This is a genomic window from Vibrio sp. 1167, assembly GCF_033340375.1.
In the GTDB taxonomy this organism is placed as follows: Bacteria; Pseudomonadota; Gammaproteobacteria; order Enterobacterales; family Vibrionaceae; genus Vibrio; species Vibrio alginolyticus.
The window spans coordinates 161917-185789 of the sequence record NZ_JAWOWK010000006.1; the positions used below are offsets into that span (position 1 = coordinate 161917).

General features: G+C 39.9%; 23 protein-coding genes and 1 tRNA gene. 12 read left to right on the forward strand and 12 right to left on the reverse strand.

The window, feature by feature from the left end; all coding sequences use genetic code 11:
* Nucleotides 1-81 precede the first annotated feature (81 nt).
* From R7Z78_RS15280 to R7Z78_RS15315, 8 genes are all read right to left on the reverse strand, one after another.
* A complete protein-coding gene (locus R7Z78_RS15280) occupies nucleotides 82-1137 on the reverse strand; it encodes a S49 family peptidase (RefSeq protein ID WP_169644176.1) in 1056 nt (351 codons plus the stop codon).
* Between the two features lie 17 nt (nucleotides 1138-1154).
* Complete coding sequence (locus tag R7Z78_RS15285) at nucleotides 1155-1664, reverse strand: hypothetical protein (protein WP_169644178.1); 510 nt, start codon at nucleotides 1662-1664, stop codon at nucleotides 1155-1157.
* A 619-nt stretch (nucleotides 1665-2283) separates the two neighbouring features.
* A complete protein-coding gene (locus R7Z78_RS15290) occupies nucleotides 2284-2877 on the reverse strand; it encodes a hypothetical protein (RefSeq protein ID WP_169644180.1) in 594 nt (197 codons plus the stop codon).
* Nucleotides 2878-3100: 223 nt separating this feature from the next.
* Nucleotides 3101-3496: a hypothetical protein gene (locus tag R7Z78_RS15295; protein WP_169644183.1), complete on the reverse strand. Its 396-nt coding sequence runs from the start codon at nucleotides 3494-3496 to the stop codon at nucleotides 3101-3103.
* Nucleotides 3497-3629: 133 nt separating this feature from the next.
* A complete protein-coding gene (locus R7Z78_RS15300) occupies nucleotides 3630-5234 on the reverse strand; it encodes a hypothetical protein (protein WP_140101681.1) in 1605 nt (534 codons plus the stop codon).
* Nucleotides 5235-5478: 244 nt separating this feature from the next.
* Nucleotides 5479-5646 (reverse strand): hypothetical protein, encoded by a 168-nt coding sequence (locus R7Z78_RS15305; protein WP_154204372.1) that lies wholly within the window; start codon nucleotides 5644-5646, stop codon nucleotides 5479-5481.
* Complete coding sequence (locus R7Z78_RS15310; RefSeq protein ID WP_025606976.1) at nucleotides 5646-5873, reverse strand: hypothetical protein; 228 nt, start codon at nucleotides 5871-5873, stop codon at nucleotides 5646-5648. The genes R7Z78_RS15305 and R7Z78_RS15310 overlap by 1 nt, the downstream gene beginning before the upstream one ends.
* Before the next feature lie 338 nt (nucleotides 5874-6211).
* Nucleotides 6212-6676, reverse strand: a complete 465-nt coding sequence (locus R7Z78_RS15315; RefSeq protein WP_169644185.1) for a Bro-N domain-containing protein — start codon at nucleotides 6674-6676, stop codon at nucleotides 6212-6214.
* A gap of 638 nt (nucleotides 6677-7314) precedes the next feature.
* Here R7Z78_RS15315 and R7Z78_RS15320 point away from each other — a divergent pair.
* From R7Z78_RS15320 to R7Z78_RS15345, 6 genes are all read left to right on the forward strand, one after another.
* The gene (locus tag R7Z78_RS15320; protein WP_169644186.1) at nucleotides 7315-7800 is read left to right on the forward strand and encodes a hypothetical protein; all 486 of its coding nucleotides are present in this window, start codon (nucleotides 7315-7317) and stop codon (nucleotides 7798-7800) included.
* 1278 nt (nucleotides 7801-9078) lie between these two features.
* Entirely contained in the window at nucleotides 9079-9363 is a 285-nt protein-coding gene (locus tag R7Z78_RS15325) for a hypothetical protein (protein ID WP_169644188.1), read from the forward strand.
* Between the two features lie 18 nt (nucleotides 9364-9381).
* The gene (locus R7Z78_RS15330; RefSeq protein ID WP_169644190.1) at nucleotides 9382-9747 is read left to right on the forward strand and encodes a hypothetical protein; all 366 of its coding nucleotides are present in this window, start codon (nucleotides 9382-9384) and stop codon (nucleotides 9745-9747) included.
* 14 nt (nucleotides 9748-9761) lie between these two features.
* Nucleotides 9762-10133: a hypothetical protein gene (locus R7Z78_RS15335; protein WP_169644192.1), complete on the forward strand. Its 372-nt coding sequence runs from the start codon at nucleotides 9762-9764 to the stop codon at nucleotides 10131-10133.
* A gap of 224 nt (nucleotides 10134-10357) precedes the next feature.
* A complete protein-coding gene (locus R7Z78_RS15340; RefSeq protein ID WP_169644194.1) occupies nucleotides 10358-11215 on the forward strand; it encodes a hypothetical protein in 858 nt (285 codons plus the stop codon).
* Between the two features lie 600 nt (nucleotides 11216-11815).
* Nucleotides 11816-12337 carry a helix-turn-helix domain-containing protein gene (locus R7Z78_RS15345; protein ID WP_169644196.1) on the forward strand — a complete coding sequence of 174 codons (522 nt, stop codon included), beginning with the start codon at nucleotides 11816-11818 and terminating at the stop codon, nucleotides 12335-12337.
* A gap of 292 nt (nucleotides 12338-12629) precedes the next feature.
* On the opposite strand, the gene R7Z78_RS15350 is transcribed toward R7Z78_RS15345, so the two are convergent.
* Nucleotides 12630-14171: a site-specific integrase gene (locus tag R7Z78_RS15350; RefSeq protein ID WP_169644198.1), complete on the reverse strand. Its 1542-nt coding sequence runs from the start codon at nucleotides 14169-14171 to the stop codon at nucleotides 12630-12632.
* A gap of 284 nt (nucleotides 14172-14455) precedes the next feature.
* Between R7Z78_RS15350 and rluB the strand changes: the two genes are divergently transcribed.
* A complete protein-coding gene (gene rluB, locus R7Z78_RS15355) occupies nucleotides 14456-15394 on the forward strand; it encodes a 23S rRNA pseudouridine(2605) synthase RluB (RefSeq protein WP_005376798.1) in 939 nt (312 codons plus the stop codon).
* 186 nt (nucleotides 15395-15580) lie between these two features.
* Here the strand turns inward: rluB and R7Z78_RS15360 are convergent, their stop codons facing one another.
* Together R7Z78_RS15360 and yeiP are read right to left on the reverse strand one after the other, a co-directional pair.
* On the reverse strand, nucleotides 15581-15901 hold the full coding sequence (locus tag R7Z78_RS15360) for an HI1450 family dsDNA-mimic protein (protein WP_005376800.1): 321 nt from the start codon (nucleotides 15899-15901) through the stop codon (nucleotides 15581-15583).
* A 2-nt stretch (nucleotides 15902-15903) separates the two neighbouring features.
* A complete protein-coding gene (gene yeiP, locus R7Z78_RS15365) occupies nucleotides 15904-16470 on the reverse strand; it encodes an elongation factor P-like protein YeiP (protein ID WP_005376801.1) in 567 nt (188 codons plus the stop codon).
* 194 nt (nucleotides 16471-16664) lie between these two features.
* Here yeiP and R7Z78_RS15370 point away from each other — a divergent pair, with 194 nt between their 5' ends.
* Nucleotides 16665-17432, forward strand: a complete 768-nt coding sequence (locus tag R7Z78_RS15370) for a nucleotidyltransferase (RefSeq protein WP_104975454.1) — start codon at nucleotides 16665-16667, stop codon at nucleotides 17430-17432.
* Here R7Z78_RS15370 and R7Z78_RS15375 read toward each other — a convergent pair.
* Nucleotides 17429-19792: a DNA polymerase II gene (locus R7Z78_RS15375; protein WP_042522809.1), complete on the reverse strand. Its 2364-nt coding sequence runs from the start codon at nucleotides 19790-19792 to the stop codon at nucleotides 17429-17431. The genes R7Z78_RS15370 and R7Z78_RS15375 overlap by 4 nt on opposite strands.
* 427 nt (nucleotides 19793-20219) lie before the next feature.
* On the opposite strand from R7Z78_RS15375, the gene uvrY reads away from it, so the two are divergent.
* From uvrY to R7Z78_RS15395, 4 genes are all read left to right on the forward strand, one after another.
* The gene (gene uvrY, locus R7Z78_RS15380) at nucleotides 20220-20864 is read left to right on the forward strand and encodes a UvrY/SirA/GacA family response regulator transcription factor (protein WP_005386783.1); all 645 of its coding nucleotides are present in this window, start codon (nucleotides 20220-20222) and stop codon (nucleotides 20862-20864) included.
* Between the two features lies 1 nt (nucleotide 20865).
* Nucleotides 20866-22698 carry an excinuclease ABC subunit UvrC gene (uvrC, locus tag R7Z78_RS15385; protein WP_025998705.1) on the forward strand — a complete coding sequence of 611 codons (1833 nt, stop codon included), beginning with the start codon at nucleotides 20866-20868 and terminating at the stop codon, nucleotides 22696-22698.
* A gap of 46 nt (nucleotides 22699-22744) precedes the next feature.
* Nucleotides 22745-23302 carry a CDP-diacylglycerol--glycerol-3-phosphate 3-phosphatidyltransferase gene (gene pgsA / locus R7Z78_RS15390; protein ID WP_005394805.1) on the forward strand — a complete coding sequence of 186 codons (558 nt, stop codon included), beginning with the start codon at nucleotides 22745-22747 and terminating at the stop codon, nucleotides 23300-23302.
* A 463-nt stretch (nucleotides 23303-23765) separates the two neighbouring features.
* Nucleotides 23766-23839, forward strand: a tRNA-Cys gene (locus tag R7Z78_RS15395).
* Nucleotides 23840-23873: the final 34 nt, after the last annotated feature.

The window sequence follows — 23873 nt, forward strand, 5'->3', positions numbered from 1 at the left end:
TGTTATCCTTATTTTTGTTTTTTAATTAGAGATTGGAGGGCTTTAAGTTTTTGTAATACTAGTTTTGTTTCGTCTGACATATTACAAACCTCGTTTCTCTTTCGCTCGTTTCACAGCTTGTTCTAACTTGATGCGGTGTTGTTCTTTCTCTTGCTCATAAGTTAGTTCTGGTTCTGGCTCATCACTCTTGACTACGGGCTTAACACTTGCTTGTGCTACGGCTTTAGCACGTTCATAGCCAGTTAAAGTACTTGAAGTTGGTTTAGAGGTTGATGTAGACGCTTTTGTTTGTGAATTAACAGGTTGATGTGGTTTTGAATTTTTCAAAAACCGAAGAAACTCATCTGGTGTTTTGATTCCATTAACTAAGCCAATATCTAAACATTTATTGGCAGAGAAAACCTTAGCTTGCGTATCTCTTACTTGTTTAGCTGACATAGGGCGGTTAGATGCTACATGATTGATAAAATCTGTATAAAGTTCATCGACGCTTTGCTGAAGGTCTGCTAAAAACTCATCTTTGAAGTGCCCTGATGAATTCACGCTAATTTTGGACTCACCTGCAGTTACGAAAATTCTTTTAATTCCCGCCATATCAAGAGCTTTTGATGTATCAGTAAGCTGAACAACTACACCAATAGAACCAAGTTGACCCATAGGATGTGTATAAATGCTTTCACAAACCGCTAAAAGTGCATAACAAGCGCTGGCTGCCATTCCATCGCAGTACCCAATTAGATTGATATTATTCTCTTTGGCAATACGTTTGATTGTGGTTGCAGCTTGAAACACTCCCATAGCCTCACCGCCGCCAGAATCGGCAAGCATGACAATGGTTTTAACTCCATTAGCTGCATAGCTTTCCATCTGGGATACAAGGTTTTGGTATGAACAGCCACCACACAACATTTGATATGGGTTGCTACGATACGTACATGCACCCTCTACATTTAAAACCTTCGTGTTGGGTAATGCCTCAATTTTATCAATCAAAGTGTTTGTAGATTTAAAACCGCTATTATCAGAGGTTAATTGTTTTCGAAGTTCTCTATCTTCAAGAATTTCACCAACAGTTGTAAAAAGTTCAACGCTCGCTAATTGAGGCCGTGATAAGATTTCTTTTGAAAGGTAATTCATGATATTCCTTGTTATAGTTATTTGATGTAGGAAATTTTGATATAGCCACTTGTTACGCCATCGGTTACAGTAATAATTTTATTATCTTTTATACGACGATATAAGGTGGCAAGTGAAATGTTTAAGACATGCTTATTGATTTCATAGAAAAGATTAACACTATTGAAATACTCGACCTTTCCAGTCAGACTGTCGTAAATCTTGAATTCATATCCAGAACTTTCTCTAATGTTTTGCTTCCTACTACGAATAATACAGTTAGTCGTGGAATACTCACCTTTATCGAAGAGTCTACAAACATGTGGATTTTTGATTGTAAAGTAATCACGACCTTTCGATTTTTCAGATAGAATAAAGTCGATGAATTCAATTAAGTCTGTAAAGTTAAAATCAACATCGTGATAGTGTTTATGATGATCACATTTACTATTACAGCGACCTTTAATACTGTAAAAATGACTTCTCAATTTAATTAATTGTTGTTTGTTTAGCTGTGGGTATAGTTCGATAAGCGCAGTTATCTTCATGTTACTTCCTTTTTATTATTATAGTGTTGCTGCTATTGGTAGGGGATAGATTAGAAATCGATTAATTTTATTTTGTTTGATGCTTGGTACATTTTTATAGCTTCGTCTATGATCTGAAATTGCTCATAGTCATCATAAACGTTCAAAGCTCGATAACGTAATATGTAAGTATTTTGGATTGTTCGTTTACCTGTAATAAGCTCATCAAGTAAAGCTTCAGGGGAATTATACAAAAGCCTTTTTCGCATGGTTTTGTCTCCATTAATTGGATTAGGTTTAATTTAAATTAGGTAAGTTTTGATAACTTGGTTTCACTGGAGAGGTGAATAGGTATGTATAGAGTATTGTAATCAAAATGTTTACAATTCAATCTTGCAAAACCTCAACTTAAATAATAGCTAAGGGAAAGGAGGTGCCCGTCACTACTAATTAAGTTGAGTAAACATGAGAAATGTTTAAAGCATTGCAACACTAGAGATAACAAAGGAAAATTTTATCGAAAACATAGGAAGGATGTCGAATAAAACTAGAGAAGTCTTTTAAATCACTCTATACAACTATTATATCAAAAATATATTTATTTGTATAGTAAATACATTAAAATAATATAGACTATTGCTTATTTTTGTGTTAACTGATCATGAATTTCTTGAATTAAAATACATAGTTCAGCATGGGGTATCTTAGTATTATAAAACCAATCGTAAACGGTAGGCTGTCTTTTACAGTTTATAACATTCTTCATATGTGGAATTAATCGGTTTACTTCGGTTAAAGTTGGCATGTGTTTATCTACACCTGCGCCAGAGTCGAAGTCTTTGAGCATCTTAATGAACCTTGCACTCAGTGCCTTAACGGGTTTTTGTCTCTTAGGAGGTGATAAAGAACGTTCTAACCAGTTATTTAAATAAGGCATTCGTGCCTTTTCAGGTTTGCTTTTATAAGCGTTGAAACCTACATCTAAAAGAACGGTTTTGCATGTCTGTGAGTGTTTTAGGTAAGCTTGAAACCTCATCTTAGAAACTGATAATCCACCACCCATAGGTATCAATTGAGGGCTTTGCTCGATGACATAATCAGTGTTAGCTAGGACACAAACTAAATCTTGTTTGTAGATTGGTAGCCACTCATTAACCAGTTCCTCAAGTTTTACCTGTTTCTTTGGCTCTAGTTTTGAAAGAAGCATTTCATATCGTTGTTTTAAATTTTCCATTAACCCACCATTGCATAGTTAAAACGGCGGCGAAATTGCTTCAGCTTTCTAATTCGGTATTTCTTCACGTTATGATTTCCTTATTGTTATATCTGCCCTATGTAACGTGCGAAAACGTGCCTACAAGCGATTAAGCACGTATAGAGGGCGATTGTATTAGGTTTTATTTAGATGGGTGTTAAGGTGGTGCAGAGAGAGAGTATTAAGGAGAGTTTAAGCCTTCTTACAGTTCTTCAAGGAAAAACTTATACAATTCTTGCTCTAGTTCTTCAGTGATTTCTTTACACCCCTTGTAACTGTCAACAGTGATCATTTTGTTCAACATATTTGGGTGCATAACAAGAAGCCCTAAAAACTGTTCACTTGATAGAGTTGCATATGTGTAAACACTACCGTTCTTTTCACAAGGATATTTAAACTCATTGAGATGTAGGTCTAACCACTCATTCTCATATAGTTCGACAAGATCTTGTGTGTCTTGATTAGTAATTGGCATCCCAGCAATTTGTAAAGGTACGGTTGAATTATTAAAAACTCGTTTAGCTGTATCTTCATCTTGAGTGATAAAAATAGTGTTAAGATCTTGTTCTGGTTTTAATACAGTGAAATGTGTGTTCATAAAATTTTCCTCTGTGTTGTTTTTGGTACATTTTCAAAGCTCACTAGAGTGTCTACGTTGTGCTCAAAGCATGTATCAGATTTATTTCAGTGTAGTCTATGGTAGCTAGGTAAGTTTTGGTGTCAGCGTTGCGCTAAAAGGGGATGGGTAGATTATCTCTATTGTTTATCATTAATGGGGTTAACTCACGACCTGACTGCCGCCAAACTCCTGCAAGTTGTTCCCAATCAAAGAAGTGTTGAACCGCACCGTTAACAAATAATCGGCGTTCTTGCTCGGTAGTTGTTTCCATCCAAAGATCATAATCTTCACGTTCTTCTAGTTCTTCCGTTGGTGCTGGTTTACCGTATTTGAAATCAACCTTACAATTCATGTCTGAACCCAATACTTCTCGCCAGCCATAAAACATTGCATCAACTAAGGCTTTCCATGCAGATGAGAAAGTAATGAAACTATCATGTATACAGATGTATGGTAGGCCATGCGCTTTCAGGTAGAGCATTACTTGCTCTGCAATACGACTATCATAATTTTGTAGTAGGGCAGCCGATTTACCATCAAAATACTTTTCTATCTTATGGTTCTTTTTCCGTAGCTGGCGAACAATATCATGACACTCAGTTTCTGTTGGTTGTCTGTGCAGGTCTTTGAAGACTAAAGCCTTATCACCGACAATTTCAGAGGGTAAATAGTTATCCAGTTTAGTGAAAATCTTATCTATTTCATTGAATAAACTCTTACCAGGATTACCACTGTTAAACATCATCATCATTGCGAGTTTATACACAGCACGTTTAGCCTCTTGGGTTCCTTTAATTGGGCTATCACAATCAGGGATCATGTATGGCTTAAACTCTCCGTGCGCTTGCTCTGGCCTAATGCCTTCTAATTCGTAGGCAATGAAAGCATGATTCGATGAATAGTCTCCTTCACATACTGGTAAATCATTAATCGTAATGTCCTTACGCTGTGGCTGTCTCATACTTTGAAATGCATTCACATAACGACCATAGCTATCGAACATCGTTAAACCATTATTCTTTTTATCATTGGAGTACAAGGAGAATTTTCTACCCATTTGTGGATCGACAATTACACCAAGATGATTTTTGAAAGTGAAATCGAGTAGATGTGTGTTCAGTTCGTTCAATCGTCCCTGTTGAATCTTTTTACCCTTTGCTGGAACTTCTTCTTCCCAAACTTTACTGTGTTTGATAGTTGTACTTACGCTGTTTCTAAGGGTTTTAATCTTGGTATTCGGTGCTTTATCTTCGTTCATCCCATCAAGTAAAGTGAATGCTTTATCACTAAGTTGAAACACGCTTACGTATTGTTTACAGATCCCTTCTTCGTTTGTACTGTCGCCAATGTAAAGTGCCCCATATCCTTCATTGACCGCAACCTGAAGCATGTCTATCCATGATTGAAAAGATACATCATCCTTACCTTTGTCTTTGAATAGATGTTTATCTAGGCTAACTTTGAACCCTACGTTATTACGGCTTTTTGCAAGATTAACCATGTAAAGGAAAAGCCTTGCACCATAGGATTTTTTACTACCTGATAGGGTTTGTAGTTGTGTAATGACACGGTTGTATTGTCTGTGAAACTTAACACCGCCGTTATATTCTATATTGATTTCGGTTTGTTTTAATGAAGAGTAAACGTTGTCAATGAAGTGAGGGGATTGCTCTCTTACTTTAGGGTGAGATTTATTATCGTACTTCGTTCCCTGCATATGTTTCCGTCTCCTCTTGTTGGGATATAGCTTTGTAAACAAGTTGGTTAATGATGTAACTAATAGATTTGTTTTGTTGCTGTGCCATTTCTGCAATTACTTGCTTTGATTGCTCGTTATATATTGTTGCTCTCATTGATATTCTCCGTTGATTTTTAATTTCAGTTTATAGTTAAAATTAACTCAATCCCTTATGTGGCTTGGGTTACAGAGTATCTATAGTGTATATGAGTGGAGGATTAGATTAATAGGATAGGAATGATTCAGGAGTAAGCCATATCATATAATTCCCAGTTACTAAGTAAGCATATTCCTCACCGTCTTTATGTTCCCATTGTCCTTTATAGAATTTACGTTCTAACTCAATAACACGGTCTATAGTTTTCTTTCTCTCTTCATCAATTTTATTCATCAAACTTCCTCTTCAATATTACTGTTAAATTCTTCAATCAATCGAAAGATATACACTGCTAACCCATAATGAATAGCCTCGCTGAATTTGCCTTCTTTAGTTCTAACACTCTTTCGTTGACTAACATTAGCTGGAGTGGTGTCACCATTCATTAACCGCCGAAGTTGTAACTGAGTAATAAGCGGTAGGGTAGTTAAGTTGATTTCATCTGGTAGTGTGTATGTCATATTAAAAATCCTTATATTGCAGATACGAGAAAACCACCAACGTGTGGTTCTGAACAAGTTCAGCACGTAGTGTATAAATTAGATTGTGAGGTGGTAAGGTGATCGGGGACGATCTGAATGCTAGAGTAGTAAACTGAATTACTATTCTTATATAATAACACTAAATGAGAATGATTGTCAACAACTATTTGTGATGAATGTCGCTTTTTAAGTTATTTGAGTTGACTTTTGTTTATATCTATACCTACCAATCTACCATTTAAAAATAGTTTGTCAAGCGAGGGTAGGTAAGTTGTTGAAATCACTGGCAACGCTGTTTTATAGCGTTTCCGAATATATCAACCACGGACAACGATTTCCGACAACAATGTCGAAAAGTCCATCCCATCTTGACGAATCTTTGGTAACACTTCCTCGCACACCCAATCTTGGAACTTTTCAGCGTCGGGTTTGTTAGAGCGCATAACTAGTCGGTAAATATCGTTCTCAGGTATCCAAACATTCTTGACGATAATTTCATTATGACTTAAACCTTCACTGACAAGTGTCTGATAAGGTGTTCGTAAGTTACTGTTTTTACTAGAAAGCTCTTTTTTAGAGCTTTCTTCTTTAAGTATATCCAACTTAGAAAGTTTAATTTTATTTTTACAAAGCTCGTAAGATTTACTGATCTTCTCATAACCTAAAATAGTGGCTACAGCCTCAGCTTTAAAGTAAGGAACAACCTTACCCTTGTGGTTCTCCCACATGATAGTTTCAATGTCCATGCCATCGTAATCAAAAATCTGCATTTCTTTGTTCATATATATTATTTCTCCTCCTCTTCCATCCTCCACTCATATACACTATGTAGTAACCAGAACCCTTGATACATAAGACTTCCGAGTAATTTTAACTAGGAAATCAAATTAAAACTTGATGATATTGCTATACTCAAACATGTTGTTTGGACCCTGTTCAGAAGTACAAGAGTCATCACCATGAAACGATTATTACTAGCTACTCTCTGTCTACTCCCAGTTGTTACCCAAGCAGAAACCATCTGTAAAACCGATGCGATAGGAATAACACGTTGTAAGGACTCCAATGGGGTAGAGACAAGGTACAGGACGGACACTCAAGGCACTGTTAGATCATCGGACGGAACAACGTATAAGGTTGACGCTCATGGAGCTATACGAGGCTCTGACGGCTCAATATATAAGACTGATGCAAACGGAATCATTAGGGATAACAAGGGTAATACATGGCGTGAGGATACGCATGGTAAATTGAGGGGGTCGGACGGATCAATCTGTAAGAAAGATCCTCACGGTGCCGTAAGATGCACAGATTAAGATAGTTGAATAAGTAAGTTTCTACGTTGATTTCCTTGTCACAATCTTGTTGCATATAAGCTGGTACAGTTTCCTTATTCAATCCAAACAAAGGAATAAAAGGTATGAGTTGGGATATAAACAAGGCTATGGAATTCCTACCAGAGATAGTCAACAGACCATTCAATGAATCGACCAACCCTAAAGGTATGAAGTGTTTTACATGCGACCCAATCTACACATCGGGTAATATTTATAATAATAATATGATTTCATATTATGGTTACGGTTTAGAAAGTGGAGAGATACGCCTCTTAGAATTAGGACTTTCTACACAAAGTGAGAAGTACTTAAATATGGCGATGACTAAATTTAAAGAGCTAGTATTGTCTTTAATTGAGTTATCAACAGGTAGTATTATTAGTGGTGTTGAACTATCCAAGGATACAATATTAAACTTAGGCGAATACCAAGTTAATGTATGCTCTCCTGAAGATTTCACGGTAAAAGTATTCGTTACTAGAACAAGTAGTAGTGAGCAAGATCTATTGCTGAGAAATTGTTTTTTGTATCCTGACAATTACAAGTTTGAAGAGATAAAGCAGTACTAAAATTCATATCAAAATTCTGGAGAGGTGCTAAACAAACCTCTCTATCCATTCTTACCCCACAGATTAAAACTTTTCATAAATGGTAATCAACTTACCAAAAATGCAACAATCGCCACTGAATAATAATTCAATAAATGCATATAACCCATTTGTGCAATATAAATGCAAATACTCAGATATTAAGTCGATTTGTGCACTGGATGTATGATTGTGGGGTAATTGGTGTGCAAATGCTTCTGTGTCGCCAGTAGAAGCGTTTTAGCGGTGAATTAGTATGAATGTATTAATGTTGATTAGGATGTGCTGAGAGGACAGGGATAATGAACGATGAATTAGTAAATTCTAATTTATCTTTATATACGATGTTGGTGAGGTATCTATACAAAGCTACCTGTTTTTGCAATGCCCCAATATAGTGCAAATAATTTCAAACTTTTCTTGTTCAAAACTCCCAACTTTAAAGATAGAAAACTATCGAAAATACACCATTCAACCTCAATTCATAAATATTAGAATGGCCTAATTTAACATAATGGATCTATCGCGCACTTGAAATGTTATTATTACGGTAATAAAACGCTCGAATCCCTTACTGTATAAGGCTTGGTGTATGATTGTGGTTTGGTGCGCACATAATAATTTTTGTATTGTTAAATGAAATTATGTTGGTCACACCGTGACAATGTATTGTAGCTGCAACATCGTTGCAAAGGGTAGTGTTTAAAGCTTATGTACGCTTCTGAGAGAAGGTTAATTGTGTGAAGAATGCACTTGCATCGAGTTGTCCTAAAGCGGCTGTGTGTGCTTGTACGGACGTACATAGAGTGGGGTGTTTGAATAGAGTGTCTTCTGTATGCAGGTAAGGTGCATAAATATTTCTACATTTCTACGATTTTCACATCTGGGCGTGTGTGCTGTGCTCAGTGAGTCGATCTCTCAATTTTGAACTTCAAAACCTTGCCACCATTAACTTATCTATCCATTTAGATATTTTGCCATATCTACACTAGAGCCAATATTTTAAATGTTTATGTATCATATTTTACTTTATAAACATGCAGACTTTCAGGAATAAATATGCTGTTTATGGTATAATTGGACATATAGAAATATTTCTATCCTTCCCGAACTAGTCCAAATACCCCAATTTTAAGCAGTACACCAAAAATTTACATAAGGCACTGAAATGTAAGTAAATTTTATTAAATCTTGGCGTATTTACACAAAAGTAAGCAGCACACCTTTTTACACGATATTTCAGCACATCAAGGTATCCCAATGACAGCAAAACAACGCCTTGCAGAATTAATTCAATCAGATTTAAGAACTCTTACGTTCTCATTGATAGGTGATACACCAAGGATCGCAGAGAGTACGGTAATCACAGTCTGGTTATTAGGTTTGAACCTAACTCCTAAGCAAGTGGTAGAGCTTCAGCCAGCCGTACACAACTCATCCCCGACACTAACAACCGTTTATAAGATTTCTAGTCGATTCAAAGACACAGTGAAGTTACTAAAGATCGAATCTCACGAACTCTACGCAAAAGCCAACCTACTATAAAAATAAGGAAGTAACACAATGTCAGCCGTAACAGTGAACATCCCAGTTCAACCAAAAAATACAAGCCAGCGCATTCTTGACAATCAACTAGATCAAATCCTAGACCTGATTACGCAGAAAAATAAAAGCTTAGGCGATCTCACGAAAGCATTCCCAAAGCTCACAAAGGTTATCCTCGACGCTGCCACAGGTAAGAACAAGGATATTTCAGGAGTCCAATTGAAAGCGGTTCAAATGGCCTTATCAATGGTTACAGATTTAGAAAAATCTATCAAAGACAGTGAGCAGATTGTCTTAGCTCTTGAAGCTGTCAAAGAGGCAGAGAAGGCAACACCGAAAGCGAGTGATAGTAAAACATCTGCAAGCTTACTTCCTAAACTGTAATCGAGAGGTGTACTATGCAAATCCGATTTATAGGTGAACACATCTCACTGTTATACAGGTACTTAACACATATTGGTTATAGCGAGGAAGACGTTCAGGAGAAGGGCGTTTATCGTCCCTTAATCACACTCACATCTTCAGATACTTCTCAAACGATGTTTGACTTCTTACTCACTAAGCATGAAACACTGTTCGAAATCCTTAAAACTGGTGGGTTCAATCATCTGGTGTTTGTGCTACAGCAATTTGTTGAAAATACAAGCTTACCGTTCACCCCTCCAACACAAGAAGAACTCACACAAGCGTTCAATGAAGCTGTGAAGCTATACGACAAAGAGAAGGTTGTGGGATGTGAGATTGTAATGGGTTTTTGGCGAAGTAATTGAGAGATTAACCGCTACGTAAATCATTGAATATATAATAAATTATTAAGTGTAAGGTCGCATTCTACAGAGATAAAATGCGGCGCACATACGTATAATTAACGTTAGGCTTTCGAGGGAATTTCATAAACAATATGTGGCATAAAAAGCGTTAGATCACTTATATTCAACATGAGATTGTGTATAATGCTCGGCATAATAATTAACAATTACTAGAGATTGTCCGCTTGACTACAACAATTTTCCGTAAAAACAATGATCAAGCATGTATTGCAAGTGATAGTCGTGTAACGTGGGTTGATAAGAATCAAGGCTTACCGACGAAGTGGTTTGATTCAATTGATTTCTTGAAAACCATGATGATAGATGGTGTTATGTACGGTTTTGCTGGTACTAACGTGATGTTTAAGCTTTTTTTGCAAAATTACACAACTAAAGCTGATTCTGAGTTTCTACTTGATACAATCGTCCAATTAGCTCAGGTTAATCAAGTTCAGTTTTTTATCATTAGATTTGATGGTACTAATTTGAAGTTGTTCGCCTACTCCCCACCCGGAGATGCTCCAGAGATATTGAGAATATCTACGGACCCAGCTATCGATAAAGGAATGTATGCTATTGGGTCTGGTAAGTATTCTAAAGAATACAAAAAAAACCGTGCGAACAAAAATGCACAAGTACCTATTCGTAAAATTATTACAGCGAACCGTCTAGGCTTAAAGAAAGCTCGTATACTAGACTTGGATAAAAAAGTATCTTCAGGTGTGCTTACACATGAAGAATCTCAGCAAGCTTATTTTGCTTGCCAAAGTAAAGGTGGTGACTTATTCACCGGTGGAGAAGTGAAGATGACAAAAAGTGTAACAAGACAGCAAATGGATGAACAAGTTGCAATTTTGGATCGCATGGATCAGCAAGCGAAAGCTACAGGGGCAGTATGTGCCAGCCCAGTAGACGCAAGCTTAGAAGTGAAACAACTTCATTCCTTAGGGCAATACGCTGTCAGTCCTAATTCAATTGAAGTATCTGAAAAACGTACTGTTTTGTTAGAGAAAATGCAAAGTGTTCTTCATGCTTCTATCTAATCACATATGAGATTTAATCAAGCCGCACTCTTAAGTGCGGCTTTTTGTCTTTGGCATTTGTATTAAGAAGCAGCCTAGCACATATGAGCCTTAAGCCTGTCAATAGACAATAACAACAGCAAAGTTATCTGATATGACGAGGAGCCTATTGGCTCCTTTTTAGTGCCTGTAAGAAAGGTTCTGGCTAGAGATTTCGGTGTGTAACCTCATGTTACTTGTGCATGTAACGCACAGTTACAAGAACACGATCTACGATCTAATAGATTAATAACAATACGATTTTTCTACTTTAAATCTTGCAGTATTCCGCTTTCCTGTTGTAAGATCTCTGTGTTGGCGTAAGAACCCAACACCAATGTTTATCAGCGTAAGAACCTGATAAGCAAACTTTAACGGGGTAAGAGCCGTTGAGGGAAAACTAGAGAAAATACATATCTGATTTCTAATGCTTGCCATATACGGGAAGTGTTTTTCATATACAGGTCGGGCAGGGGTCATAGTACGCCTGTATCTACATGATGTTCTCTCTAGTCGTCAAGTAGCTTTGCAGCTCCTGCCCTCCCTAACGGTTCTTATCTCTAAAAACTAGAGAACAGAACTATGATCATCAAACACCATTCCCAACTAGTGAACGCTTGCGCCAGTGCATGTATTCAACACATATCTCCAGCCGAAAAAGCCGTGTTAGTGTCGTTACTATCACACCTGAACTTATCACATAATAAAGCTTTCCCATCTCAACAAAGACTTGCTTCTATCACTGGATATTGCAGGGCAACAGTTAACCGATCTATCCAGAAGCTAAAGAGCTTAAACCTTATTAAAATTAGTAAGATAGCGCGTATTAACGGGATCGGGTTACGCAATCAATACTCAATCACAAACAAACTATTAACTCTATTGAATGTTGTGTTAAAAGCTGGATTTGGTGTAAAGAGTAGTAAATCAAAAGTACCTGCCACCACTACTACACCACAACACAAAACACCTTCTCAAACCTCCCTGATTGATGCTGCTAACGCTGATTTCGATAAACATTACCAATCTATTGCTGATACAAAAAGGTCAGACATAAGCGTTGTACAAGCACTCAGAGCCACTATTAAACGTGGGAGGGTGTAACCATGTCTAGCAAACAACTACTAATTATTGCACATCAAGTAAGGCAAGCATTCGAGCAACGTACACCATGTAAATTACCTGCATTGAGTAGAGAAGATTTGATTATTCTGTTGGTACTGATACATAACTGATAATTGTATATGTTGGAAAGGTGGGGGAGGAATATCACGCCTCCCCCAATGACAGCAAGCAAAGGTGTCACAACCAGTAATCTAACCCAGCTATAACAATGTTCCAACTTCAAGGGCTGAACATTGCGGGTGAGTGTGCAGTTTAAAAATAATTCAGGCGGCTAATACTTCACCTTATCAATAGCCGTCTTCAATGCCTGTATGTTGGTTAAGTGTGCATAGTGGGCGGTCATGTCACCAAATGTAGAACCGGAAGAGTGACCAGTTATAGCCTTTATAGCAAGGTCATGTACGCCTACTTCTATCAAGCTTGTGTTCATCCTGTGTCGTGCTGAATAGGCTGATAACTGTAGGTCTGCATTATCTGTGTCTGGTAGGTTAATTGCTTCTTTTGCTTGTTTATAAACTAAGGTCAGACTCAAGTTAGTAGGGAATAGTCTTCCGTCTTCACATGATGCTAACCAAGTTTCAAACCCTAGCTCGATTAAACGTTGATGCACTGGGATATTGCGGTTACTGCCTTTAGTTTTTACCTTACCTGCTTTCTCCGATACTCGGATATATAAGATCCCTGTGTCATCATCCCTGAGCACATCTTGTTTGCGCAATTGTTCTACTTCCGCATTTCGGCAACCAGTAAAGATCTGAATTAGTGCAGCCCAATTATCCAGTGTTTTATCAGTGGTATTGTGATAATCAATCAGTTGTCGTGTCTGTGTTAACGTAAAACATCCACGTTTAGTTGTTGCTTCAAGTTTAATGGTGAGTTTTGGGGCTTGTTCGATGTACTCTTGATCAATACAGTATGTGAAAATTGGGCTTAGATGCTTCCATCCATTACGTAAGTTAGCCCCTTGTGTTTCTTCTGGTAGTAGGTTGCCTTCTTCAGCTACTTCAATGAGCTGCTCTACTGTCATCTTATAATATGGACTACCAACCTTTAGATGGGGGAAACTGCACAATTGGTTGAACATACCATTCAAAGTTTTACGAGTAATCTTATCAACTGGTAGCTCCCCAAGATAATGAGTAAACCACTTGTAGAACTTCTCGCGCTCTCGTAGCATCCTAGGGGTAAGCTTCCACGTTTTCCGCCATTCTTCCAACACTTCATTGAAAGTAGGGGCATTATTAACAGGTTCTTTCAATTCGCCCCGTAGCGAATCAGAGTAACGTTCCTGTATTGAATTTGATTTCTGTTTAGATCTGACAATGTCGCTAGATAGAATGGACTCACCCAGTTTCATTACTAAATCTGTAGCCTTTTTTAGTTCTGTAAGCACGATTTGATTTTGTCTGGATGAGTTAATCTCGTGTTTTGTTAGCTGATTTACGAACCATCGTTCAAGGTCTGGTAAAGAGATTTTAGCTAATTCCTCTGAATCATTATCTACCTGATTGCAAAGATTCTTTATTTCATAATATGGCTTAGATGTAGGCTTTAAATCACAACCAGAAAGATAGGGTGTGTGTCCCACTTTATCAGTTAAAAGTGTTTCTATGACGTCACTCAGAGATTCTTTTGTGATTGCCTCTTGACGCAACATCTTATGCCTGATTTGACCAATAATATTTTTAACCAACCGTTTGCAAACCCTTGAGCTATCAGTTCGTAAGCTCTTTTTAAAAACCGTACCACACTTAGGTAATCGGAAATTGAAATAATATATACCACCTCTTTGGATAGTGTGTTGAACCGCCATTGTGTTACACCTTATGTGTTACAGTCATGTGGTACACATCAATATTGAGTAATTTTCCTATCCTTAATCATCAACCCTGTTAACGTATAAAGTTATGTGTCCTAGCTTTGATCCCCAAGGGATTAGGTTGAATTTTGGTGTGGAGAATGGCGCCGATTTAGCTTACATTAACTAAGAAAGTTACGTATAATGTCCGACCGAAAAATCCCACTGAAATGGGTAAATAGCAAAATACAGACCAATCCTGGTCTAGACGTCTGTGAAGACGACACATAGGTAGATAAATGAGCGAAAAGTTACAAAAAGTATTAGCACGTGCTGGTCACGGTTCTCGTCGTGAGATTGAATCGTTAATTAAATCTGGTCGCGTTAGCGTGAACGGTGTAGTCGCTAAGCTTGGTGAAAGACTTGAAGACGAGAGCAGCGTAGTTCGTATCGATGGTCACATTGTCTCTGCAAAGATTCAAGAAGAAGTGATTTGTCGTGTACTTGCGTACTACAAACCTGAGGGTGAACTGTGTACTCGTCACGATCCAGAAGGTCGTCGTACTGTTTTTGATCGTCTGCCAAAAATTCGTGGCTCTCGTTGGATTTCAGTTGGTCGTCTGGATGCGAACACTTCTGGTCTTCTACTTTTCACAACGGATGGTGAACTGGCGAACCGCTTAATGCACCCAAGCCGCCAAGTTGAACGTGAATACCTAGTACGTGTGTTCGGTGAAGTAACTGAACAGAAAGTTCGTAATCTAGTAAAAGGTGTTGAACTGGAAGACGGTTTAGCTCGCTTTGAAGATGTTGTTTACGCGGGTGGTGAAGGCATGAACCACACGTTTTACGTTGTTATCAACGAAGGTCGTAACCGCGAAGTTCGTCGACTATGGGAATCGCAAGAGTGTACCGTTAGTCGTCTGAAACGTGTTCGTTACGGCGACATCTTCTTAGACAAGAAACTGCCTCGTGGCGGTTGGATGGAGCTTGACCTGAAAGAAGTAAACTACTTGCGGGAGCTTGTAGAGCTTCGTCCAGAGAAAGAAACCATGCTTGATCTGAACAAAGACAACACGTCACGCAAACGTGAGCGTGCACGCAGCCAAAAAATTCGTCGCGCAGTTAAGCGCCATGAAGAGCGTGTTAACACGCCAAAAGGTCGCAGCAACAACCCTTCTCGTCGTAAGCCGAAGAAGACTGCTGGTGACCAAGGCGCACGCAACAAGCATCGTTAATCGATAGCAAAACATCAGAAAGGCTTGCCAATTCGGCAAGCCTTTTTCTTATCTGTTACATAACAAAAGGATCTAAAGCCTATATAGAGCAGGGTGCTTTGTATAAACATATATCTCAGCTAGACGAAAACAACAGATAAAAAATACCAGCACTAGGCTGGTATCTTTGTTCATGATGAAGAAACGTTAATCGCGTTTCCAAAGCATATGGCAGAACTTATGTTCAGGGTCTCGGCTGATTAGCATACGAGCAAATACGTCATCAAGAACGTCATTTTCCTCATTTACTAGGCCGATACGAACCTCTGCATATACTTCTTTGTCGATCTCGAAGCCAACATGTTCAACCCAGTCATCACCGGTTTCAACAAGTTCTGCGGCACCACGATCTTCAAATTGCGCAGTAAACAGAATCACGTCAGCAGGCTCTAGGTTATCTGGAGCCATCTCAAGGAAAATGTCGTACGCTGCGTCGATGACGTCGTCGTAAGAAATCAAATCAGACATGCTTATGCTCGGCTCATGTATTTACGTTCAGCTGTGTTAATGATAACACGGTCACCAGTTGCAATGTACTCAGGAACCTGGATGACAAGACCTGAAGCGAAGCGTGCTGGCTTAGTGCGAGCAGATGCAGAAGCACCTTTGATTGAAGGGTCAGTTTCTTCAATCACTAGCTCAACAGAAGATGGTAGTTCAATACCCACTGCAGCACCGTTAACAAGGATAATGTGGATACCTTGTGTATCTTCGTTGATGAACAGCATGTCGTCTTCAACTTCATTGTGCTTGAATGTGTATTGTGAGTAGTCTTCGTTATCCATGAAGATGTGCTCATCGCCGTCAGCGTATGAGTACACAACTGCACGTTTGTTCATTTCTACCGTTTCAACAACGTCATCAGACTTGTAACGCTCATCTACACGTGCGCCCGTGTTTAGATCTGTACAACGCATTTTGTAGATTTTAGCGCCGCCACGACCGCCTGGAGTCGTTACTTCGATGTCTTTAACTAGAAGAGTTTTACCATTAGACTCGATTGCGAAGCCTTTTTTGATTTCACTTGCCTTTGGCATTGTATATTCCTATTCATACTTATTAAGCAAAACTCGGTGATTATAGCGCTAAGTTAGCCGCCTAGCATTAAAATTCATTGCAGAAATTTGTTGTTACTCCCATGACTAAACACCTGAATGGACTTGATTCAGTGAGTCGGCTAAGAGAACATATAGTCCAACTTCTTGAACCATCTGAGAACACGTTTTAAGTCATGTCTCTGCCTGTTATCGATCCTAAACAACCATTTCAACCAGAGTTTGCGCCTTTAATTAGGGAAGTCATCGCTTGTCTCAAAGGTGGACTGGGGCAAAACTTACACAGCGTTTATGTATACGGTAGTGTTGCTCGTAAAACAGCGATCGTTGGGAGGTCGAACTTAGACCTGGTTGTCGTTACTCAATCATCCTTTGAGCACAATCTCGCGACTTTGCTCAACACAATTAAGTGGCGTGCGCAGCAGAGTTACCCTCACGTGAATGGTGTATCGGTCCGTACAGCCTTAGTGAGCGAAGTAGCTAATTTAGACAGTATTTTCACTTGGGGTTTTATGCTTAAGCATTGCTGTGTCTGTGTTTATGGTGATGATCTAGCAGACTGTTTTGGTGATTACGTCCCAAGTTGGGAAATTGCTAAGCACTGGAATATGGATGTGGAAGATTGGATTACGGTGTATCGCAAAAAAATCGTACAAGCGAAGACGATAGAAGAGCAGGTGGCCGCCCAGCGCGTGATTGCAAAAAAGTTACTAAGAGCGTCATACTCTTTGGTGATGTATCGAGATAAACGTTGGTTTGATGACCCTATACAATGTGGCAAGGTATTCTTAACTTATCATCCTGAAAAGCAGCTTGAGATCGAGCGGCTAGAAATTTTACTTTCTGGCCGGGGTATTCCCAAGCGTTCTGTTATCGGGCTAATTGATGCGTTTGGTGATTGGTTAGTCAAACAGTACCAGAAAACAGAGTTTCGTATCGGCTAAAACAACCCCATTTGTGGCGCTGAAAGCCTGTCAAAGTCCGTCCCAATGAAAGGGAGAATCGCATCCGCAACGGGTTTGAGTTGTTTATCAATGTAATGTTGATAATCAATCGGGCTATTGAGGTACTCATAAGGTTCAGGGCCGTTCACGGTAATAATGTATTCAATTCGCCCTTTGTTTTGATACTGTAATGGGCGGCCAAGCTTGGCATTTATCTCATCGGCTAAACGAGCTGCACGCACTTGTGGCGGGACGTTCTTCTGATACTCATGCAGTTTTCTTCGCAGTCGCTTTTGATACACCAACTGTTCATCAAATTCACCGTTGTTAGTTTTCTCAACCATCTCTCGGACATAGTCGCTTGGATCTTCACCATGGAAAATCATGCTATAGAGTGTATTTTGAAATTTCTGTGCTAACGAGGTCCAGTCAGTACGGGCACTTTCTAACCCTTTAAATACAATCCGTTCTTGCTCTCCTTCACCGATTAAACCCGCATAGCGCTTTTTCGAGCCAGTTTCTGCGCCACGAATCGTTGGCATAAGGAATCTGCGATAATGGGTTTCATACTCGATTTCCAACATAGATGTTAGGTTGTACTCAGAACGCAGGTGTTCTTGCCACCAAGAGTTGATGTAATCAACTAATTGATTTCCAACAGCGTCAGCTTCTACTTGACTGTATGGTCGATTCAACGACACGAATGTGGAATCCGTATCGCCGTAAATCACTTGATATCCTTGCTCCTCAATCAGCACCTTAGTTTGCTTCATGATTTCATGTCCGCGCATGGTAATACTAGAAGCTAACCGAGTATCAAAGAAACGACATCCCGATGAGCCCAGTACGCCATAAAAGGAGTTCATGATGATTTTGATTGCCTGAGAAAAAGCTTTTTCATTGTTCTTCTTTGCCACATCACGTGCTGCCCAAAGCTTTTCAATCATTTCTGGTAAAAAGTGTTTCGTACGATGGAACTGCCCACCGCGAAAGCCAGGTACAGCCTGATTTTCTTCTTTTCCAATATCGAGCAATAACCCCTCAACTAAACCCATAGGATCAATCAAGAAAGAGCGAATAATCGATGGATATAGACTCTTAAAATCCAATACTAAAACAGAATCATATAGGTTAGGGATGGAGTCCATCACGTAACCGCCGGGGCTGGCAATCCAATTTTCAGGGTGTAGGTTCGGAGCAACGTAGCCTGCTCGGTGTATCTGAGGCATGTATAGGTTTGTGAATGCTGCAACCGAACCGCCGACACGATCCAGTTCGACACCAGTGAGACGAGAGCGCTCTATTGCAAAGTCGAGCAGGTGAGTGTGATTGAAAATCTTATTCACTAACACGCAGTCTTGTAAATTATATTTAGCCAGCGATGGTTTGTCGGAGCGGTACATACGATTGATCTCATCCATGCGGTCATGAACGTTGTGGATTTCTTTCCCTTCCCCTAAGAGTTCTTGAGATACAGACTCTAATGACCAAGACCGAAAGTGATAAGTCGCCGTTTTTAACGTATCGATACCGTCCATTACAACTCGCCCTGGAATGGAAATAAACCCTTGTTGGCTTTGAGATGAACTTCTGAAAAAGCTGGCTTGGTCTGCTCTACCAAGCATTAGCTTCATGTTGTGCCATTCTGCTCGTTTGTGTAGTAGACGAAAGTCAAAATCAATGACGTTCCAACCGACAATGACATCGGGGTCGAATTGTTTAAACCAAACGATGAGTGCTTCTAGAAGCGCTTTTTCATCCTTAACCCATTGTATCGGTGTCTCCGAAGGTTCTGGTTCTCCGATCATGATAACGCGGGAATCCATGACGCTGTCTAATCCGATTGAGTAAAGAATGCCTTTCTCAGAGCATTCTAGATCTAGCGAGACAACGTTTAACTTCGGCTCATATTGCCCCGAACGGCATTTTGCGCTCTGGACGCGTTGGTAGCCATTGGTGCGAGTCACATTGCCTGTAAACTCGATACTGCCTTTGATAAAACGCTCCATTAGGTAGCGATCGGCGAGGCGAATATCACTTTCATACGTAGTGATATCTTTTTGAGCGAATGTGTCTTTGAGTGCGAGAGCGTCTCTGGTTACATTGGTATAGCAGGCAGCAAGAGGCGTATGTTCAAACGTTTTGAGATCCAAAAGGCGGATGTCGACGAATATGTTTTTTTCTCGTGCGAGTGTCTTTGCTTGCTCTGAGTGTTTCTGAGCGATGAAAAATACTGGCTTCTCACCATTAATAAGTAACTGAGTAGGACCTGCTTCTGTCGAAAGCCACAACTCGATTTGAGTTTGACCTTTGATGTCTCGTGCCTGTCGAGTAAGCAGAAAGCCTTGTTGGATATTCAAATGTGAGAAACCTTAGAAAACTTGAAGAACGTTAGTTTAACACTAAGAACTGTAAAAATAACCAGTAAAGAAAGCGTCTCAAATTTTTGCTGGAATTAGTGATTACAAGTTAGTCTTTGGTGCAAGAGGGACAGTGTCATTTTAAGTTATAGCGTGTTTCTCTGGGCAATATGAAACCTAGTTACTTGATTTATTGTACTTAATGTTGTTAATTGTCTTTTCTTAGATTTCGGTTCTGCTCATCACGCTCTAAAATAATAGAGTGGTTTATGAATAAGTTCTTGCTAAAGTTTGCGTTTCAGCACATATTCATAGAAAGCAATTTTTTGTCGATTACGTTAGTATATAGGCAGTCATACTGATATCCACATTTAACAAATAATGGTTATGTGGGTGCAGAACCAATACAAAGTGTGGAGATACAAGTTTGATAAATGTTTTCCTTGTAGATGATCACGAGCTGGTTCGCACAGGGATACGACGTATTATTGAAGACGTCCGTGGAATGAACGTAGCAGGAGAAGCTGACAGCGGTGAAGATGCAGTAAAATGGTGTCGCAGTAATCATGCTGACGTCGTTTTAATGGACATGAACATGCCAGGAATTGGCGGCTTGGAAGCCACTAAAAAAATTCTTCGCGTGAATCCTGATGTGAAAATCATCGTACTTACCGTTCATACAGAAAACCCGTTTCCAACCAAGGTGATGCAGGCAGGTGCGTCTGGTTATTTAACCAAAGGTGCTGGCCCTGACGAAATGGTGAATGCGATTCGTGTAGTTAATAGTGGGCAGCGTTACATCTCGCCAGAGATTGCGCAGCAGATGGCATTGAGTCAATTTTCTCCAGCCTCTGAGAACCCTTTTAAAGACTTATCCGAACGTGAATTGCAGATCATGCTTATGATCACCAAAGGCCAAAAGGTAACGGATATTTCTGAGCAACTTAATTTAAGTCCAAAGACAGTCAACAGCTATCGCTACCGACTCTTTAGTAAATTGGACATTAATGGTGACGTTGAGTTAACTCACTTAGCGATTCGCCACGGAATGCTGGACACCGAGACCCTTTAGCGTGAATCCTCCTTTCGATTCGGCTTCCTTTCTCAAGACAGTAACTCATCAGCCCGGCGTTTACAGAATGTACAACGCCGAAGCTGTTGTAATCTACGTAGGTAAAGCCAAAGACCTTAAAAAGCGCCTTTCAAGCTACTTTCGAAAAAAAGTAGACAGTGAGAAAACTCGCGCGCTTGTCAGTAATATCGCCAAAATAGACGTCACGGTGACTCACACTGAGACAGAAGCGCTGATCCTAGAGCATAACTACATCAAGCAGTATTTGCCGAAATACAATGTGTTGCTGCGAGATGATAAGTCTTACCCTTATATCTTTATTAGCGGTCATAAGCACCCACGGCTTTCTATCCACCGTGGTGCCAAGAAGCGCAAAGGTGAATATTTTGGCCCCTACCCAGATTCTGGTGCAGTAAGAGAAACATTGCATTTGCTGCAAAAGATATTTCCTGTGCGCCAGTGTGAAGACACTGTCTATTCCAACCGAACGCGCCCATGTTTGATGTACCAAATTGGTCGTTGTGCAGGACCATGCGTTAATACCATCATTTCTGATGAAGAATATGCAGAGTTGGTTGGCTTTGTGCGCATGTTTTTGCAAGGCAAAGATCAGCAAGTACTCAAACAGTTGATTGAGAAAATGGAAGTTGCCAGTCAGCAATTGCGCTTTGAAGATGCCGCTAAATTTCGCGATCAAATCCAAGCGATTAGGCGTGTTCAAGAGCAGCAGTACGTCTCAGAAGACAGCATGGATGATATGGATGTACTCGGGTTTGCTCAGGAGAATGGTATCGCGTGTATCCATATCCTGATGATACGCCAAGGCAAAGTGCTTGGTAGCCGTAGCCATTTTCCGAAAATCCCACAAAATACAAGCCAGCAGGAAGTGTTCGATAGTTTTCTGACTCAATACTATTTGAGCCATAACGAAGCACGTACAATTCCTTCTCGTATTATTTTGAATCAAGAGTTGGCAGAAGATATTGCGCCAATACAGAAAGCGTTAAGTGAAGTGGCAGGCCGTAAGGTTCATTTTCATACGTCGCCAACTGGCTCTCGAGCAAGGTATCTCAAGCTTTCGAACACGAATGCACTAACGGCGATTACCACCAAAATCAATCACAAGATGACGATTAATCAGCGTTTTCATGCGCTTCGCGAAACATTGAAGTTGGAGTCTATAGCTCGAATGGAATGTTTTGATATCTCCCATACGATGGGGGAAAGCACGATTGCGTCATGTGTGGTGTTCAACAACGAAGGCCCCGTAAAGCAAGAGTATCGTCGCTACAACATTACTGGGATTACCGGTGGTGATGATTACGCAGCAATGGGACAAGCGTTGGAGCGCCGTTATTCGAAGCAATTGGACGTAGAGAAAATTCCCGACATCATCTTTATCGATGGCGGTAAAGGTCAGTTAAATCGTGCGCATGACATCATTTCGCAATATTGGGGGGATTGGCCAAAGCGTCCCATCATGATTGGTATTGCAAAAGGCGTTACTCGCAAACCAGGTTTAGAAACGCTGATTACAGTCGATGGGGAGGAGTTTCATTTACCAAGCGATGCTCCTGCGCTGCACCTTATCCAACATATTCGTGATGAAAGCCATAACCATGCTATAGCGGGGCACCGTGCTAAGCGAGGTAAAACCAGACGTACGAGTGCACTCGAAGGGATTGAGGGAATCGGCCCTAAACGACGTCAGGCGTTACTCAAGTACATGGGTGGGTTACAAGAACTTAAACGTGCAAGTGTCGAAGAAATCGCCAAAGTACCGGGAATAAGTCACTCTTTAGCAGAAATTATTTTCCAAGCATTGAAACAATAAGGAAAATCGCGCAACATTAAGCCGCAATGTGTAAGAGAATAATAAAATGCGTTTGAATATCCCGAACATTCTGTCTCTTCTTAGACTGTTCCTAATCCCTGTTTTTGTGGTTGTCTTTTATCTACCTTATTCATGGGCACCGTTTGCAGCAGCAATGGTGTTTTGGGTAGCGGGTTTTACTGACTGGCTTGACGGCATGTTGGCCCGTAAACTTGGCCAAACTTCTCGTTTTGGCGCGTTTATTGATCCTGTCGCTGATAAAGTGCTAGTGGCAACGGCATTGATTCTAATCACGGAACATTATCATTCAATTTGGGTGACCATTCCTGCGGTAACGATGATTGCGCGAGAAATCATTATCTCAGCATTGCGAGAATGGATGGCTGAAATCGGTAAGCGAGCAAGTGTTGCGGTATCTTGGGTTGGCAAAGTAAAAACTGTTTCGCAAATGTTCGCCTTATGGGTGTTGATATGGCGTTACGATGAATGGATGGTTTGGCTAGGCTTTGCGGCCTTGTATGTGGCAACTTTCTTGACATATTGGTCAATGATTCAATATTTGGCTGCTGCGAAAGACGATCTGTTGAATGAAGAGCACCATTAAATTCTGATGTTAGAAAGCAGGCTTAATAGCCTGCTTTTTTGTATCTAAGACAATCTACAGCATTTTTTGGCTTCTCTCGCTTTTCAATGCTTGCTAACGGCCATGTTTGCAATTTGTATCTGGGGCTTTTGCTTCGATAGAGTTCTATTTGTGATCTAAGTCTTGTTTTTGTCCTTGGAGAGTCTTAGAGAGGCGAGTCTTCTGATTATTAATACTTCAATGCACGCAACGCACGGCCAGCAGTGTAAGGCGTAGCCAAAGTTTTATGATAAACAAGTGTATTTAAGCGATTTTTAGTATTAAAACTAAGCAATCCATCGTCTTTCGCACAAATTCTAGTCAAACGATTTAAAAAAATAAAAATAGTGTTGACTCGATCGCTCGAATCCGTAGAATGCATCCCGTACCCAAGAGAGCACGGCTCGAAAGGGTGGTGAAAAAGCTTAGCTTTATTCACAAATGAGGCGCCTTGGCAGAGTGGCTATGCAGCGGATTGCAAATCCGTGGACCTCGGTTCGACTCCGGGAGGCGCCTCCATTATTCTTTTGAGAGTGAATGGCTTTCGAGAATA